The sequence below is a fragment of the Nocardiopsis sp. CNS-639 genome, assembly GCF_000381685.1.
Lineage (GTDB): Bacteria > Actinomycetota > Actinomycetes > Streptosporangiales > Streptosporangiaceae > Nocardiopsis > Nocardiopsis dassonvillei.
Window position 1 is genome coordinate 1 of record NZ_KB906855.1, and the last position, 17,491, is coordinate 17,491.

The window sequence follows — 17,491 nt, forward strand, 5'->3', positions numbered from 1 at the left end:
GCCGCCAACAACCCCCGACAAGAACGGCGTAGGGGAGAGACCTGCGGGCGGCCCCTCCCTACCCCTCAATTCATTATTCCCATTGAGCGTAGGGTGTGGGGTTCGGGATGTGGAGTGTTTAAGTGCATGCCAAAACCTCCGAGGGTGGGATCCCCCCTATTTTCAGGAAACCATCCCCGCCCCACCCCGGGACACCCCCAACCCCCACCTGGGGAAAACGTGGCCGCCTCCGCCTCCTCAACACCTCCGCCCCCCTCAACACCCCCGCCCCCTCGACGGTCTACAGGTTGCGCGGTACCTCGTTGCCCACCGCGAGAATCCCCTCGCGCATGCGCGTGCGCCACAGCAGCAGACCGCCGATGACGAAGAACACGATCAGCGACAGGATCGCCATCCGGTAGCCGCCGGTGAGCGAGACGGCCACGGTCACGGTCAGCGATCCCAGGAAGCTCGATCCCTTGTCCGAAATCTGGTACAGACTGAAGTACTCCGCCTCGCGCCCACGGGGGATGAGCTGGGAGTACAGCGACCGGGCCAGCGACTGGGTGCCGCCCAGCACCAGGCCGATGCCCACGCCCATGGCCACGAACAGCGGCACGTTCCCGACCGGCAGGAAGTAGGCCGCCGCCACGAGCGAGCTCCACACCGCGAGCGTGGCCAGCACGGTGTTCTTGCTGCCCAGGACCCGGGCCACCCGGCCGGTCAGGAAGGCGCCCCCGAAGGCCACGAACTGGATGATGAGGATGGTGACGATCAGGACGTTCTGGTCCAGTCCCAGATCCTGGGTGGCGAAGGGCGCCGCGTAGCGGATGGCCGCCTGCACACCGTCGTTGAACAGGATGAACGCCAGGAGAAAGAGAATCGTGTTCGGGTATTTGCGCATGTCCTTGAGCGTGTGCCCGAACTGGCGCAGCGACCGTCCGACCTTCGGCCGCCCCCGGCTGCTCGCCGCCAGGGCGCCGTAGCGGTTGCGCAGCGGCCGCAGCGCCAGGACGGTGAACCCCGCCCACCACAGGCCGCAGGAGGCGAAGGCGATGCGCGCGGCGTCGTCCGTGCCCAGGCCCAGGGACGGAGCGCCGACCACCAGGCCCAGGTGGACGGCGAGCAGCAGGGCCCCGCCGAGGTAGCCGATGCCCCAGCCGGCGACCGAGACCCGGTCGCGTTCCTCGGCCGTGGCCACCTCGGGCAGGAACGCGTTGTAGACCACGCCCGCCAGCCCGTACAGCAGGTTGGCCAGCACGAACAGTACCGAGGCCACCAGGTAGCCGTCGGTGGCGAAGTACAGTCCCAGCGTGCACGCCGATCCGCTGACGGCGAGCCAGAGCAGCCACCGCTTCTTGTGCCGCGAGTGGTCGACCATCGACCCCACGATCGGCAGGCACAGGATCTGGAGCAGGATCGCCACCGTGGTCAGCGCCGGGTAGAGCGCGTTGGGGTGCAGCGAGAGGAAGTCCAGGCCCAGCGGGCTGATGGACAGCGCGGGGTCCAGGCAGGACGCGGCGTCCGGGGCCCCGGCGGACACACACGCCAGGTTGCTCAGGTACGGGCCGATGAGCACGGTCACCACCGAGGTGGTGAACACCGAGTTGGCCCAGTCGTAGAGGTACCAGCCGCGCTGTTCGCGCCTGCGCTGGCCGGGATCGGCCGAGGGGGCGCCGGTGGCGTCCGTCTCCGGTGGTGTGGTGGCCATGGGGGCTATCCGTTCCGCTGGGGGGAGTCGGTGGGAGAGTCGGTGGAGGTGCCGGTGGAGGTGTCAGTGGAGTCGGAGGGGGTGCGGCCGGGCCACTGGCCCCGCCGGACGAGGAGTTCCCTGAGGGCGCTCGTGTTGTCGGTGACGATGCCGTCCACCCCCGCGTCGAGCAGGCGCTCCATCGTCCCCGGTTCGTTGATGGTCCACACGTGCACCTGCATGCCCAGGCGGTGCGCGGTGGCGATCAGGTCCCGGCTGAGCAGGGGGATGGCGCCGTGGCGCAGCGGGATCTGCGCGCAGACCGGGACCCGGCTGGCCAGGGAGCGCAGCAGCGGGGACAGGGAGGCCGCCCGCAGCCGGACCACGTCCAGGGGACCGCAGGAGGTGGCCACGGGCCGGTCGAAGAGCCGCCGCGCCCGGTCCAGGCGGCGCTGGTCGAAGGAGCCCACGCACACCCGGTCCCAGGCGTTGGTGCGGCGCAGTGCCTCACGCAGGGGCAGGACCGCGGCGTCGGCCTTGACGTCGATGTTGAACCGCGCCTCCGGCCAGGTCCCCAACAGGTCCTCCAGCACCGGCACTGGCTCGCGCCCGGCCACCCGGGCGCGGGCCACCTCGCGGTGGGGCAGGTCGCCGATCGCGCCGCTCATATCGGTGGCGCGGTCCAGGGTGGGGTCGTGGAAGGCCATGAGGACGCCGTCGCTGGTGGCGTGCACGTCCGTCTCCAGGTACGTGTAGCCGAGGTCGACGGCGTACTGGAAGGCCGCGGCCGTGTTCTCCAGTTCGGTGCGGCGCACGCCCTGGTCGTCGGGGAGCCACCCGCCGCGGTGGGCGAGGGCCACGGGCACGGGGGAGGAGAGGTAGGCGGAAGTCACGCATGCAGTATGCCGGTTTCGGGCGGCTGCCCGCCCTGCGCCCGGGAGCGGCGGAACATTTCCGAAACCTGGAATGCCAGCTGGCACGGGGACGGTGGCGGCGCCTCTGTGCATGGTGAAGGCGGAACGTCATCCTCCCGGAAGGGACCTGTTCATGTCGTACACCCCTCACCGCTACCCCTGCCCCCGGCCCCTGTGCGCTTACGGCGCCCCCGCGTACCACCGGCCGGTCCGCACCCCCGCGCGCACGCCCCTGCCTCCGCGCCACGCGCCCGTGCGCCGGTGCGGGCCCCCACTCCTGGCGGGCCACCGCACCCCCGGCCCCGTGCACCTGCTGGCCCAGCGCGTGGCGGAGGTCCTGGTCGGCCGCCGCACCCCCGAGGCGCTGCGCGACCAGGTGACCGTCCCGGTCCGCGAGGAGCTGCGCCGTCTGCGGGGCACGGTCTCCTGCGAGCTGGCGCCGAGGCTGACCCAGGTCTACCACCAGCCCGTGGACGCCGACGGTGTGGAGGCCAACGCCGTGATCCGCTGCGACCGCCGCTCCCGGGTGTTCGCCTTCCGGGCCCGGCGTGAGGCCGACGGCCGCTGGGTGTGCACCCGGTTGGAGACCGACGGCGCCGTGCGCGGCCGGGGCGGGATGCCCGTCGAGCCGACCGGGTGAGGCCCCCGTGCCGGGCCGCGGGACGGACGCCGGGCGGTGGGTCCCGCGGCCCGGCCGGTGCCCGCCCGCGTCACCGCCGGTTCCCACGCCCGCCTCCCCGCGGAGTCCCGTGGGCTGGGCCGCGGGCGGGCGTCCTCCGTTCGTCCGGGCCCGGCGCGGACGCGGGTTCCGCCGGACGGAAAGCACCTGGATTTCCGGCGAGAAGCCTGGATAGGGTCCCCCTGGGGTGTTCTCCGGACCGGAGCGCGTCCCGTCTTCGAACGGCGGCGTCCGTCGCGGCCCGACCGTTCCCGGCACGCGGTGGCCCCCAACGACGGTCCCACCGCCAAGCGAAAAGGAGGGGGCGGTCACGGCGCTCCCCGCGCCGGGACGGCCATCCGTTGTATGAAACCTGCTGACATCGCCCACCTGCACAGCATCGGCGCGCCCACCCTGTCCCCCGACGGCCGCCGCGCGGTCTTCGCCGTGACCCGGCCGGACCTGGAGGAGGACGCCTACCTGGGCTCCCTGTGGTCCGTGCCCACCGACGGCTCCGCGCCGCCCGCCCGGCTCACCCGGGGCACCAGGGACAACGGCCCGGTGTTCTCCCCGGACGGGCGGTGGGTCGCCTTCCTGCGCCCCGACGAGGACAAGCGCCCGCAGGTCCACGTCCTGCCCGCCGACGGCGGCGAGCCCTGGAAGGTCACCTCCCACCCGCTGGGCGCGGGCGCCCCGCGCTGGAGCCCGGACTCCACCCGGATCGCCTACACCGCCCGTGTCCCCGAGCCCCACCGCTACGTGGACCGGGAACCGGGCAAGGAGCCGCCCCGGCGGATCACGCAGCTCAAGTACCGGCTGGACGACCTCGGGTTCGCCAACGACCGGCGCACGCACGTGTTCGTCTCCGCGCCCCTGGACCCCTCGGGCGAGGCAGGGGAACCGGTCCAGGTGACCCGGGGCGACTTCGAGCACCGGTCCGTGTCCTGGAGACCCGACGGCACCGAGCTGGTCTTCGCGGCCGCGCGCCACGCCACCCGTGACACGGATCTGGTGGAGGACCTGTGGGCGTGCGCGCCGGAGGAGGACGCCGAGCCGCGCCGGGTCACCGCCGGGAACCTGGACGCCGTGCGGGGCGAGTTCTCCGAGGACGGCGCCACCGTCTACTTCCTCGGCGACGAGCTCGGCCCGGACCTGGACGACTTCGTGGGCCAGACCAGCGCCCTGTGGTCGGTGCCCGCCGACGCCTCGGCGGCGCCCGTCCGGCTGACCCCCTCCCACAACCCGCGGATGGCCGGAGGCCCCAAGGTCACCGGGCGGGGCCTGCTCGGTCTGGCGGAGAACCGGGGCGCGGTGGACCTGGTCCTGGTGCCCTTCCGGGGCGGCGAGCCCGAGACGGTGGTCGGCGGCCCTGTACAGGTCCAGTCCTTCGACAGCGCGGGCGGCGTCACCGTCGCGGTGGTCGCCGACGGCCGCAGCAGCGGTGAACTGGTCCTGGTCGGTGACGGGGGCACGCGGGCGCTCACGGAGTTCGCCGGCGCCCTGGACCCCCTGCCGATGAGGGAGCTGACGGCCCACACCGCCGACGGCTACCCCGTGCACGGGTGGGTCACCGTGCCCGAGGGCGAGGGCCCGCACCCGGTGGTGCTGATGATCCACGGGGGTCCCTTCGCCCAGTACGGCCACCAGCTCTTCGACGAGACGCAGGTCTACGCGGCGGCCGGGTACGCCGTGGTGATGTGCAACCCGCGCGGCTCATCGGGCTACGGGCACGAGCACGGCCGGGCCGTCATCGGCTCGGTGGGCGCGACCACCGCCACCGACGTGCTGGCCTTCCTGGACGCGGCGCTGGAGGACCAGCGGCTGGACTCCTCGCGGGTGGGCGTCATGGGCGGATCCCACGGCGGGTTCATGACCACCTGGATCGCCGCCCACCACGGCGAGCGGTTCCGGGCGGCGATCAGCGAGCGCGCGGTCAACGCCATCGACAGCTTCCACGGCTCCTCCGACATCGGCTCGTTCTTCCCCGGACCGCTGTACGGGCCGCCGCAGACCTGGGCCCAGGAGAGTCCGCTCACCTACGCCGACCGGATCGACGTCCCGTTCCTGATCATCCACTCCGAGGAGGACTGGCGCTGCCCGGTGGAGCAGGCGCAGCGCCTGTTCGTGGCGTTGAAGCTGCGCGGTCAGGAGGTGGAGATGCTGCTCTTCCCCGCTGAGGGGCACGAGCTGTCGCGTTCGGGCCTGCCCAGCCACCGCGTCGCCCGCTTCGAGGCGGTCCTGGACTGGTGGCAGCGACACCTGTGACCTGTGCGGGGGCGGGGGCCCGCCCCCGCCCCCTTCCAGTGGTTCGCGTGATACACGCCACTTTTTCGGCGGGCTTTGCCTCGTTTTGGGGTGTCTCCAGAGGGGAGAACTAAGTCCCGTCACGCCCGATCGGACGGGCTTTCCAGGCCTCTTGTTATGGAACCGCTGGTCAGAGGGTTGCCCAAGGGAAGGTAACGAAAGGGTCGCGACCGCTCCCGGTGGTGAATTAGTGTTCCCTCAGGCCGGAACGCCCCCGTTAGTCACCACAAGGGTGACGGCGTCCGGTTTCCGTCGCACTCTCGCTCACGAGCAGTCCTTTCCCATGAGCAGAGGCCACCGCAGAACTCCGGCACACCTCCCTCGGCCCCCTTGAGCGCCGCCCGCCGGGATCCCCCTCACCGCATTCCCACGCGTCCTCACCCGGGCGCGTCCTCGGGATGCCCTGCGCTGGTAGACGGGTGTGGGAGAAAGGCAGTCGGTCCCTTGACTCGCAACCCCGAGCCCGGAAGGCGCAGCAGGCGCCGTGTCGCGACGGTCGGCTGCGCCACCCTGGGCGCCGTCGTCCTGTCCTCGGGCGTGGCCTTCGCCGAGCCCACCGCCGAGGAGGCCCGCGAACGCTACGAGCAGCTCCAGGAGGAGCTCTCGGCCCTGAACGAGGCCTACAACCAGGCCGAGGAGGACCACGCGGCCGCCGAGGCCGAACTGGAGGAGGTCGAGGAGCAGCTCGCCAGGGCCCAGGAGGAACTGGAGACCATGTCCGGCACGGTCGCCGGGATCGCCCAGACCGCCTACACCGGGTCCACGCACAGCCTCTTCACGGTCCTGTTCCGCGGCGACCCGGACGCGTCGCTGCAGAACATCGCCGACCTGAACTTCCTGTCCATGGGACAGGACGCCGTCCTGGACGACTACGTCGCCCAGGTGGAGCGCGCCGAGGACCTGCGCGACCAGGCCGCCGAGTCGGAGGCGGACGCCTCCACCGCGCTCTCCGAGGCCGAGACGGCCAAGGAGGAGGGCGAGGCCGCCCTGGACGAGCAGTCCGAGGTCCTGGAGAGCCTGGACGGGCAGGATCCGACCGCCTCCGAGGCCTCCACGGGCGGCGGCGAGGCCGTCGCGGCCTCCGGTGACGTCCAGGCCGTCCTGGACTTCGCCCGCGCCCAGATCGGCAAGCCCTACGTCTGGGGCGGTACCGGTCCCGACGGCTACGACTGCTCGGGCCTGGTCCAGGCCGCGTGGGCCCAGGCGGGGGTCAACCTGCCCCGCACGACCTACGACCAGGTCAACGCCGGCACCCGGATCTCGCGCGACGAGGTCCAGCCCGGGGACCTGCTGTTCTTCTACAGCGAGTCCTCGCCCAGCCACGTGGGGATCTACTCCGGCAACGGCAACATGATCCACGGCTCCAACCCGTCCAAGCCGCTGGAGGAGGTCTCCCTGGCCGCCTACTGGGACAGCGTCTTCACCGTCGCCGTCCGCGTCGGCTAGTGGACCGACCGGAACCGTCACTGGTGTGAAGCGGCGGTTCCGGCCCGCGGTGGTCCTGTACCCACAGCCGGTGCCGGAGCTCCAGACGCGCTGTGGGTACAGGGCAGCGCCGCACGGGTTCGGCCGACGCATCCTTCTCGGGAGCGGGTCGGGGACGCGGGTTCCGGACGGCGGTGCGTTCCGCGTATTCTGCCGCCCATGGGACGTCTCGTGTTCAGGGTCGCGGCCGCGGTCGCGGTCGTCATCGCCTTCTTCTGGATCCTGTCCGTCGTGGTCGGCCTCCTGGTCTGGCTCCTGATGGTCGCCCTGCTCGCGGGCGTGGTCTACCTCGGCGTCCGGATGCTCAGGGCGCAGAGCGGCCAGGACCGCTGACCGCGCACCTCCTGTCGGGGACGCGCCGCCCGAACCCGTGCGGCGCGTCCCCGCACGTGTGCCCGGTCCGTTCGCCGCGGACCCGTTTCCTGACACATGGGCGAAGGCCTCCGCGGTGGAGCCGAGTGAGGGTATGGTTACTATGTGTCACTGAATAAGCACGTAGGGTCCCATGTTGACGGAGTGTCGCACCGTGGCCGGGTGGAACGCGTCCTCACCCGCGTCTTCCGCAACGACTGGGGTGCGCTGACACCGCCCGACATCGGACGCTGGACCCCAGACCTGCGGGTCAGCGTCGTCATCCCGGCGCGCGGCGGGCAGCGCCGCCTCGACCTCGCCCTGGCCTCCCTGGCCGCGCAGACCTACCCCGAGGACCTGATGGAGGTCGTGGTCGTGGACGACCACTCCTCCCCGGCGCTGCGACTGCCCGACCTGCGTCCCGCGCACTGCCGCGTCCTGACCGTCCCCGACGGCGGCTGGGGCGCCGGGTACGCCCGCGCCTACGGCGCCCACTCCAGCACCGGCGACGTCCTGCTGTGGATGGACGCCGACATGGTGGTGTGCCGCGAGTTCGTCGAGGCCCAGGCCCGCTGGCACCACGTGCACGCCGAGGCCGTCACGCTCGGCCGGGTCCGCTTCGCCGACACCGGGCCCCAGAGCCCCACCGACGTCCTGGCCCTGGCCCGCACCGACGCCCTGCACGGCGCCCTGGACACCGGCCGCCACCACGCGTGGGTCGAGCGCGTCCTCACCGGGAGCGACGGCCTGCGCGACGCCGACCACCTGGGCTTCCACGCCTACGTCGGCGCGGCGGCGGCCGTGCGCCGCAGTCTGTACGAGGCCGCCGGGGGAGTGGACCCCGACCTCGACCTGGGCCAGGACACCGAGTTCGGCTACCGCCTCTGGCAGGCGGGCGCCGTCCTGCTGCCCGAACCCGCCGCCACCGGCTGGCACGTGGGCCGCGCGGGCACCGCGCGCACCCGGCTGCCCTCCGAACGCTTCCGCACCGAGGTCCTCGCCGAGTTCATGCCGCACCCGCACGCCTACCGCGAGCGGGTGCCGGCCCACCGGCGCCGCATCCCGCTCGTGCACGCCGTGGTCGAGGTCTCCGGCGCGCCCTACGACCTGGTCCGCGGCTGTGTGGACCGGCTCCTGGACAGCGCCGAGACCGACCTGGCCCTGACCCTGGTCGCCGACTGGGAGGGCGCCGAGGAGGGAGGGGGCGCGCGCGGGGCGCGGCGGCTGCGGGCGGTGGACGGCCGGGCCCGGCGCGACGTCGGCGGACCCCACCTGGACCTGCGGCTGATCCAGGCCAACTACCTGCGCGAACCCCGGATCTCCTTCGCCACGTCCGCGCCCCGCACCGGTTTCCCCTCACCCTTCCTGCTCCAGGTCCCGGTCTCCTGGGGCCTGGGCCAGGTGGCCCTGTCGCGCCTGCTGGCCAGCGCCGAGCGCGCCCGCGCGGGACTCACCGAACTCTTCCCGGCCGCCACGCCCACCCGCGACGCCGGGGTGCGGCTGTGGCGCACCCGGGCGCTGGCCCGGGCCCTGCGGGTGCGCGAGGAGGACGAGGACCTGGGCGACGTGGTCGCCGCGCTGCACGGCCGCTACCGGATCCACGCCGGGGAGGAGACGCTGACCGACCTGTCGCTGTACCGCTCGGTGCTACCGCCCCCGCGCACCGAACCCGAACCGGCGGAGTTGGCCGCACCGTCCCCGCGGGCCGGGACCGAGGAGCGCCCGGCGGGCGAGTGCGGGACGTGGGAGTACGGGACGGGGGAGGAGCGCACCGGCGCCGCGCGGTCCGGAGGGTGGCTGCGCTCGGGATGGGCGCGGGCCCGTCAGCGGCTGCGCCGCGAGCGCGGCTGACCGCCTCCCGGGGTCCGACCGCGACCGGGCAGATGGGGGAAGACATCGACCCGGAGAGCGGGCGGACCCCGCCGAGCGCCCCCGCATCCCGGGGATGACCGAGGGCGACGCGGCCGGTACTCAAGGTACCCGACGCCGGGTGTGCGACGGGCACGCCGCCTCGGCGACGTGCCCGTGACGTCCGTTCCCGCGGCTCGCGCGGCCCGGGTCCGTCTCGCGCGCGGCCGGACCCCGCCGCGTCACCGCCGCCCGGCCCCCGACCGGGCCCGGCCCGCCGCGTCACCGCCGCGACCGCTCAGCCGACGGCGTCGATCGACTCCAAGAGCTTCTCGCGCAGGGCGTCGCTGACCGGGGCCGACCCGGTCTCCTCGGAGGCGGCCGACTGCCCCTCCGGGCTCACCACGTAGCGCAGGAAGGACTTGACCCGCTCGGCCTGGGCGTCGTCGGGGTAGTCCAGGCACACGACCTCGTAGCTGACCAGGACCAGTGGGTAGCTGCCCGCCTCGGTCGTGCCGTAGTTCAGGTCCAGCGCCAGGTCGTACTCGCTGGGGTTGTCCTCGCGCTGCGGGGACTCGGCGACCACCTGGGCGGCGGCCTCGGGGGAGATCTCCACGAACTCGCCGCCGACGCCGATGTCCACCGTGGACATGCCGTGCACGTGCGACATCTCCACGTAGCCGATGGACCCCCCGGCCCGCTCGACCGTGTCGGCGATACCGCTGTTGCCCTGCGCCGACTCGCGCGCGGTGAGCGGCCACTGCCCGCTCGGCTCGTGCGGCCAGGCGTCGGGCGCCGCGGCGCTGAGGTAGTTGGCGAAGTTCTCCGTGGTGCCCGAGTCGTCGGAGCGGTTGACCGGGGTGATCGCCATGTCCGGCAGGTCCGCGTCCGGGTTGTCCTCGGCGATCTCGGGGTCGTTCCAGCGCGTGATCTCCTGGTTGAAGATCTTGGCCAGCGTCTGCGGGCGCAGGTTCAGCGAGTCCACGCCCTCCAGGTTGAACACCACCGCGATCGGGATCACGTAGGCGGGCAGGTTGACCACGTCCGAGCCGCCGCACCGCTCCCTGGCGTCGGCGTTCTCGTCCGGGTCCATCGCCGCGTCGGTCCCGGCGAAGGCCACCGCGCCGTCGATGAACTGGCTGCGTCCGCCGCCCGAACCGATCGAGTTGTAGTAGACGCGCGCGTCGTCGCAGGCGGACTGGTAACCGGCGATCCAGGTCGTCATCGCGTTCTCCTGGGCGCTGGAGCCGGCACCCGAGAGGCTGCCGGAGAAGCACTCCAGGCCCTCGGGAACCTCCGGCGCGGCGCTGTCCGGGACGGCCTGGTCGCTGCCGCAGGCGGTCACGGCCAGCAGCAGGCCGGCCAGCGCGGCCGACGCGGCCCCCCTGGAGGCCCCGCTGTGGCGCAGGACGCCGGTCTTGGTGCGCTTGTTGGACGGGAGCACGACTGCTTCTATCCCCTTCGTCGGTGTCGGTGGTCCTGGTCTGCGTTCACCGCCGCGCGTCCCCGAACGGGCGCGTCGTCGCTGGTGATGGAGCACCGCCGAAGAATTTAACCATCGGCGGACGACCACCCCCAAGGCGGCCCCGTGTGGCATGGCGCTCACGCGGACCGGCGTGCATGACACGCGGACGGTACGGGCACGGGTAGATGCGTGATGAGCACGCACGACACGTCCACCGCTCCGACGTCAACCTACCGCCTCCAACTGCGCCCCGGGTTCACCCTGGAGGACGCCGCGGACCTGCTCGACTACCTGGACCGCCTGGGAACCGGGGCGGTCTACCTGTCCCCCATGCTCGCCGCCGCGCCGGGTTCCCAGCACGGCTACGACGTGGTCGACCCCACCCGGGTCTCGCCCGAACTGGGCGGGGACGCCGCCCGCGAGGCCCTGGCCGCCAAGGCGCACGAGCTGGGCCTGGGAGTGGTCGCCGACATCGTCCCCAACCACATGTCCGTGGTGCGCGCCGACGCCAACCGCTGGTGGTGGGACGTCCTCGCCCACGGCCGGGACTCGGTGTACGCGCGCTGCTTCGACATCGACTTCGACGCCGGACCCCTGCTCATCCCCGTGCTGGGCGACGACGGCGACGGCGGACGGGCCGCCCTGGCCGACCTCGTCCTCGCCGACGGCTGCCTGGCCTACCACGACAAGCGCTACCCGCTCGCCCCGGGCACCCACGAACCCGGCGACTCCGTCGAGGCGGTGCACGAGCGCCAGCACTACCGGCTGGTGTCCTGGCGGCGCGGTGACGGCGAACTCACCTACCGCCGGTTCTTCGACGTCAGCGAGCTGGCCGCCGTGCGGGTGGAGGACGCGGGGGTCTTCGACGCCACCCACGCCGAGATCCTGCGCTGGGCCGAGCTCGGCCAGCTCGACGGTCTGCGGGTGGACCACGTGGACGGGCTCACCGACCCCGGCGGCTACCTGCGCCGCCTCGCCGAGCGCTTCGGCGGCTGGGTCGTGGTGGAGAAGATCCTCGCCCCCGGCGAGGACCTGCCGCAGTCCTGGCCGGTCGCCGGGACCACCGGGTACGACGCCCTGCGCGAGCTCTGCGGCGTGTTCGTCGACCCCTCCGGTGAGGCCGATCTCACCACCCTCGCCCTCGACCAGGGGGTGGAGGTGGACGTCGCCCGGGCCGACCTGCGCGCCCGCCGCCACGCCGCCACCGAGCTGCTGCGCGCCGAGGTGCGGCGGATCGCCGCCCTGCTGCCGCCCCGGCCGGAACGGGGGCGGGAGGCGCCCTCGCCCGAGGCGGTGCGCCGCCGCGAGGAGGCCGTGGCCGAGCTGCTGTGCGCCTTCGACGTGTACCGCTCCTACCTGCCCGAGGGCGAGCGCGACTGGGCCCGGGCGGTGGAGACCGCCATGGGGCACCGCCCCGACCTGGCCCACGACCTGGAGGCCCTCGACATGCGGGTGCGCCGCGACCCCCGGGGCGAGGCCGCGCGGCGCATCCAGCAGACCAGCGGGATGGTCGTGGCCATGGGCACCGAGAACACGGCCTTCTACCGCACCACCAGGTTCGTCGCCCTCAACGAGGTGGGCTGGGACCCCGCCGACTTCGCCGTCACGCCGCGCGAGTTCCACGACGGCGCGGCCCGCCGCGAGGCCGCCCGGCCGCACACCATGACCACCCTGTCCACGCACGACACCAAGCGCTCGGAGGACGTGCGCGCCCGCCTGGCCGCCCTGTCGGAGGTGGCCGAACCCTTCGCCGAGGCCGTGCGCCGCTGGACCGGGCGGTGCGCCCTGCCCGAACCCGCGCTCAACCTCCTGGGGTGGCAGACCCTGGTCGGCGCCTGGCCCATCGGGGAGGAGCGACTGGCCGACTACCTGCTCAAGGCCGCCCGCGAGGCGCGGCTGGGCACCTCCTGGACCGAGCCGGACCCCGACTTCGAGGACCGCGTCCGCTCCTGGCCAGCGCGGGTGCTGGGCGACAGGGTCCTGCGCGGGGAGGTGGCCTCCGTGGTGGAGTCGGTGCGCGAGGCCGGGTGGAGCAACTCCCTGGGACAGAAGGCCGTGCAGCTGCTGGGCCCGGGCGTCCCGGACCTGTACCAGGGCACCGAGCTGTGGGACCTGTCCCTGGTGGACCCCGACAACCGCAGGCCCGTGGACCACCAGGCCCGCGCGGACCTGCTGACCCGGATCGAGGACGGCTGGCGCCCGCCGGTGGACGCCACCGGCGCGGCCAAGCTCCACCTGGTCCGCACGTGCCTGCGCGCGCGCCGCGAGCTGCGCCCCCGGGGGTACCTGCCGCTCACCGCCTCCGGCCCGGCCCGGGACCACGCGCTGGCCTTCGCGCGGACCTCGGCCGGAGCCGACCGGCCCGACCTGGCGGTGGTCGCCACCCGGCTGCCCATCGGGCTGGCCGACGCGGGGGGCTGGGCGGACACGGTCGTGGCGCTGCCCTCGGGGCCGGGGACGTGGACCGACCGGCTCACGGGCCGGGCAGTGGCGCCCGACAGCGCCGACGGGCTCACCCTGGCGCACCTGGCCGGGGTCCTCGACCGGTACCCGGTGGCGGTCCTGACCCGGGAGTGAGGAGCGCCGTCCGGAGGCGGTGTCCGGGTCCGCGCGATGGTGGTCGGCCCGGATCCGACGGCTGGGAGGGGCCCCGTGCCGGACCGGGGCCGCGCGGCGGCGGTCGTTCCCGGCCGGACTGACATGGGCGGCCCGGCCGGGCGTCGCGGGGCCGCCGCGAGCACGGGACCGCCGTCCGTGGGGAGGCGGTCCTCGCCGAACGGCGGCGTGGAGCGGTCGGGGAGGCGCATCGGAGGAGACCGGGGCGTCGCGCCGCCGCGCCCCGGCCCCTTCGGAGCGCGGGTAGGCTTGCCGCGATCATGGCGCGTACCGACACCCCACACACCACCGGCCCCAGGCTGCGCATGCCCGCGGCCGTCGCGGCGGCCCTGGCCTGCCCCTCCTGCGGACGCGGGCTCGACCCGGGCGAGCGCGGGCTCTCCTGCGACGCGGGGCACAGCTTCAACGTGGCGAAGGAGGGGTACGCGAGCCTGCTCACCGGGGCCACGCCGCCCGGGACCGGCGACAGCCGGGAGATGGTCGCCGACCGCCTCCGGTTCCAGGAGGCCGGGCACCACGCCCCGATCTCCGCCGCGCTGGCCGCCGCCCTGGCCCGTGAGCTCACCGCGCCCGCCCCGCTGGTCGCCGACATCGGTGGCGGGACCGGGCACCACCTGACCCGGGTGCTGGAGGCCCTGCCCGACGCCGTGGGGCTGACCGCCGACGCCTCCAAGTTCGCCGCCCGCAAGGCGGCCAGGGCGCACGAGCGCGGCGGCGCCGTGACCGCCGACGCCTGGCGGGGCCTGCCGCTGCGCGACGGCTCCGCGGACGCCCTGCTCAACGTGTTCGCGCCGCGCAACGCCGCCGAGTTCCACCGCGTGCTGCGCGCCGACGGGGTACTGCTGGTCCTCGTCCCCGCCGCCGACCACCTCGCCGAACTGCGCGGGCCGCTGGGCCTGCTGGAGGTGGACCCGCGCAAGGACGAACGCCTCGCCGACTCGCTGCACGGGCACTTCGCCCCCGCCGGGGCCGAGGACCTGCGCTTCACCATGGAGCTGGACCACGCCGACGCCGCCACCGTCGTCGGCATGGGGCCCAGCGCCCGCCACATCGACGCGGGGGACCTGCGCGCCCGCATCGCCGCCCTGCCCGAACCCGCGGCCGTCACGGCGTCGGTGCGCCTGCACCTCTACCGCCCGCTCCGCTGAGCGGGGCCCTCCCAGAAGGCTCCTGCCGGGAGCGGGCCCTCCCGGGGCCGGGGGAGCCGCCGGTCAGGGGGCGGTCCGTCGCAGGAGTCCTCCCCGGACCCGTCGTCAGGGGCGCGGCGGCCGAAACGGGCAGGTCCGGGCAACACCGGCAGCCGCGGATGGCGGGCGCGCAAGCCGGGTAGACCACCCTCCGTGAGCGAAGCCCAGACCACCCCGACCACGTCCGACGCCCTCGCCGCCCCCGCCGTCGCGGGGGTCGGCGTCCGCGGCGACTTCGCCGTGTGGGCGCCCCACCGCGAACGCGTCCGCCTGCGCCTGTACGGCACCGCGGAGCGCGACGGCACGCCGGGACGCGGAGACACAGGGGAGCGCGACGTCGCCATGCGGCCCGACGACGACGGCTGGTGGCGCGTCCGCGTCGAGGACGCCGGGCCCGGCACCGAGTACGCCTACCTCCTGGACGACGACCCCCAGCCCCTGCCCGACCCCCGCTCGCTCCACCAGCCCCACGGCGTCCACGGCCCCAGCCGCGTCCACGACCACGCCGCCTTCGCCTGGACCGACGCCGACTGGACCGGGCGCCCCCTCGCGGGCGCCGTCGTCTACGAACTCCACGTGGGCACCTTCACCCCCCAGGGCACCCTCGCCGCCGTCGCCGACCACCTCGACCACCTGGTCGACCTCGGCGTCACCCACGTCGAACTCATGCCGGTCAACGCCTTCGACGGCACCCACGGCTGGGGCTACGACGGCGTCCTGTGGGCGGCCGTCCACGACCCCTACGGCGGCCCCGACGCCCTCAAGGCCCTCGTCGACGCCTGCCACCGCCGCGGCCTGGCCGTCCTGCTCGACGTGGTCTACAACCACCTCGGCCCCTCGGGCGCCTACATGCCCCGCTTCGGCCCCTACTTCCGCGGCGAGAACGCCTGGGGCCCCTCCCTCAACCTGGACGGCCCCGACTCCGACCCGGTCCGCCGCACGGTCCTGGACAACGCCCTGGACTGGCTGCGCCACTACCACCTGGACGGACTGCGCCTGGACGCCGTGCACGCCCTGCGCGACGACCGCGCCACCCCGCTGCTGGCCGAACTCGCCGAGGAGGTGGACGCCCTCGCCACCGCCCTGAACCGGCCGCTGTCCCTGGTCGCCGAGTCCGACCGCAACGACCCTCGCACCGTCCTGCCCCGCGAGGCGGGCGGCCTGGGCATGACCGCCCAGTGGTCCGACGACCTCCACCACGCCCTGCACGTCGCCCTCACCGGGGAGACGCACGGCTACTACGCCGACTTCGCCGACCCGGGGGCGCTGCCCGCCGTGCTCACCCGAGCGTTCTGGCACGCGGGCACCCGCTCCAGCTTCCGCGGCCGCACCCACGGCGCGCCCGTGGACACCGCGCGCGTCCCCGGCAGCCGCTTCCTGGCCTACCTGAGCACCCACGACCAGATCGGCAACCGGGCCCGGGGCGACCGCATGGGCGAACACCTCTCCCCGGGTCTGCTCGCCTGCGGCGCCGCGCTGGTGCTGTGCTCCCCCTACACCCCCATGATCTTCATGGGGGAGGAGTGGGGGGCCGCCACGCCCTGGCCGTTCTTCGCCTCCTTCACCGACCCCGACCTGGTCAGGGGCGTGCGCGAGGGCCGCCGCCGCGAGTTCGCCGCGCTGGGGTGGGCCGAGGAGGAGATCCCCGACCCCATGGACCCGGCCACCCGCGACGGCGCCGTCCTGGACTGGTCCGAGCCCGGACGCGAACCGCACGGGCTGGTCCTGGACACCTACCGGGCGCTCATCGCCCTGCGGCGCGTGGAACCGGAGCTGTCCGACCCGCGCCTGGACCGCTCCTCGGTCGAGGCGGGCGGCGGCGGACGCCGGCTCGTCCTGACCCGGGGAAGCCTGCGCGTGGTGTGCAACCTGGACGCCGACGGCGCCGAGGTGGAGCTGGACGCGGTCCCGCGCGAACTCCTGCTCGCCAACGGCGAGCCCAGGACCGCGGGGTCCACCGTCACCGTGCCGGGGGAGTGCTTCGCCGTCCTGAGGGTGTAGCCGCCCGGGCGGGGCGCGGTGGTGCGCTCCCGCGCGCGGGCCCGCCCGGGAGCGCCGGAACGTCACCGCGGCCCCCTAACCTCGGTACGGCCCGCGACCCCATGACGGAAAGGCAGCACATGAGCGGCGACTCCTGGACACTCGACCGGAGCTTCGAGGCTCCCAACGGAACCGTGCGCTGGGCCCGGTTCGGGGACGGGGACCCGGTCGTGCTGCTGCACGGCACGCCCTTCTCCTCCCACGTCTGGCGCCACGTCGCCCGTGCCCTGAGCGCCCGGTACACCGTCCACGTGTGGGACATGCCCGGCTACGGGGCCTCGGCCAAGCACGAGGGGCAGGACGTGTCGCTGGCCGCCCAGCAGGCCGCGTTCACAGCCCTGCTCGACCACTGGGGGCTGGAGCGCCCCGCCGTGGTGGCGCACGACTTCGGCGGCGCGGTGGCCCTGCGCTCGGCCGTCCTGGACGGGGCGGCCTACGACCGCCTCGCCCTGGTCGACGCGGTCAGCGTCCGCCCCTGGGGCAGCGACTTCTTCCGCCTCGTCAACGCCAACGCCGACGTGTTCGCCGCGCTGCCCCCGCACCTGCACGAGGCACTGGTGCGCGCCTACGTCTCCTCCGCCGCGCACCGCGAACCCCGCGGCGACGTCCTGGACGCGCTCGTGCGCCCCTGGCTGGGCGCGGACGGCCAGCCCGCGTTCTACCGGCAGATCGCGCAGGCGGACGAGCGCCACACCGCCGAGGTCGAGGACGCCTACGCCGACCTCGACCTGCCGGTGCTGGTGGTGTGGGGCGAGGAGGACACCTGGCTTCCCCTGGACCGCGGCCGGCGGCTCGCCGCCGCGATCCCCGGGGCGCGGCTGCGCGTCCTGCCCGGGGCCGGGCACCTCGTCCAGGAGGACGCACCGGCCGAGCTGACCGCCGCCCTCCTGGACTTCCTGGGCTGAGGGCACCCGGGCCGGTCGGCCGACCGGCCCGGTGAACACCATCTCCTCG

General features: G+C 74.3%; 12 protein-coding genes. 9 read left to right on the forward strand and 3 right to left on the reverse strand.

Annotated elements, in window-relative coordinates; all coding sequences use genetic code 11:
* Window positions 1-280 precede the first annotated feature (280 nt).
* Both G011_RS0102580 and G011_RS0102585 read right to left on the reverse strand, forming a co-directional pair.
* Entirely contained in the window at window positions 281-1,690 is a 1,410-nt protein-coding gene (locus G011_RS0102580) for an MFS transporter (RefSeq protein ID WP_019607083.1), read from the reverse strand.
* Window positions 1,691-1,695: 5 nt separating this feature from the next.
* Entirely contained in the window at window positions 1,696-2,562 is an 867-nt protein-coding gene (locus G011_RS0102585) for a glycerophosphodiester phosphodiesterase (protein WP_019607084.1), read from the reverse strand.
* A gap of 154 nt (window positions 2,563-2,716) precedes the next feature.
* Here G011_RS0102585 and G011_RS0102590 point away from each other — a divergent pair, with 154 nt between their 5' ends.
* The 5 genes from G011_RS0102590 (at window position 2,717) to G011_RS0102610 (ending at window position 9,232) form a co-directional block, all read left to right on the forward strand.
* On the forward strand, window positions 2,717-3,223 hold the full coding sequence (locus G011_RS0102590) for an Rv3235 family protein (protein WP_019607085.1): 507 nt from the start codon (window positions 2,717-2,719) through the stop codon (window positions 3,221-3,223).
* A gap of 384 nt (window positions 3,224-3,607) precedes the next feature.
* Window positions 3,608-5,506 (forward strand): S9 family peptidase, encoded by a 1,899-nt coding sequence (locus G011_RS0102595; RefSeq protein ID WP_019607086.1) that lies wholly within the window; start codon window positions 3,608-3,610, stop codon window positions 5,504-5,506.
* Window positions 5,507-5,989: 483 nt separating this feature from the next.
* On the forward strand, window positions 5,990-6,991 hold the full coding sequence (locus tag G011_RS0102600) for a C40 family peptidase (RefSeq protein WP_013153302.1): 1,002 nt from the start codon (window positions 5,990-5,992) through the stop codon (window positions 6,989-6,991).
* Between the two features lie 198 nt (window positions 6,992-7,189).
* Window positions 7,190-7,363, forward strand: coding sequence for a hypothetical protein (locus G011_RS31580; protein ID WP_019607087.1), 174 nt, complete (start codon window positions 7,190-7,192; stop codon window positions 7,361-7,363).
* Window positions 7,364-7,564: 201 nt separating this feature from the next.
* On the forward strand, window positions 7,565-9,232 hold the full coding sequence (locus G011_RS0102610; protein WP_019607088.1) for a glycosyltransferase family 2 protein: 1,668 nt from the start codon (window positions 7,565-7,567) through the stop codon (window positions 9,230-9,232).
* Between the two features lie 295 nt (window positions 9,233-9,527).
* Here G011_RS0102610 and pstS read toward each other — a convergent pair whose 3' ends face one another.
* A complete protein-coding gene (pstS, locus tag G011_RS0102615; protein ID WP_019607089.1) occupies window positions 9,528-10,673 on the reverse strand; it encodes a phosphate ABC transporter substrate-binding protein PstS in 1,146 nt (381 codons plus the stop codon).
* Window positions 10,674-10,886: 213 nt separating this feature from the next.
* Between pstS and treY the strand changes: the two genes are divergently transcribed.
* The 4 genes from treY (at window position 10,887) to G011_RS0102635 (ending at window position 17,442) form a co-directional block, all read left to right on the forward strand.
* A complete protein-coding gene (gene treY / locus G011_RS0102620; protein ID WP_019607090.1) occupies window positions 10,887-13,271 on the forward strand; it encodes a malto-oligosyltrehalose synthase in 2,385 nt (794 codons plus the stop codon).
* A gap of 344 nt (window positions 13,272-13,615) precedes the next feature.
* Window positions 13,616-14,458, forward strand: coding sequence for a putative RNA methyltransferase (locus G011_RS0102625; RefSeq protein ID WP_064972184.1), 843 nt, complete (start codon window positions 13,616-13,618; stop codon window positions 14,456-14,458).
* A 192-nt stretch (window positions 14,459-14,650) separates the two neighbouring features.
* Entirely contained in the window at window positions 14,651-16,498 is a 1,848-nt protein-coding gene (gene treZ, locus G011_RS0102630) for a malto-oligosyltrehalose trehalohydrolase (protein WP_019607092.1), read from the forward strand.
* Window positions 16,499-16,617: 119 nt separating this feature from the next.
* Window positions 16,618-17,442, forward strand: a complete 825-nt coding sequence (locus G011_RS0102635; protein ID WP_019607093.1) for an alpha/beta fold hydrolase — start codon at window positions 16,618-16,620, stop codon at window positions 17,440-17,442.
* Window positions 17,443-17,491: the final 49 nt, after the last annotated feature.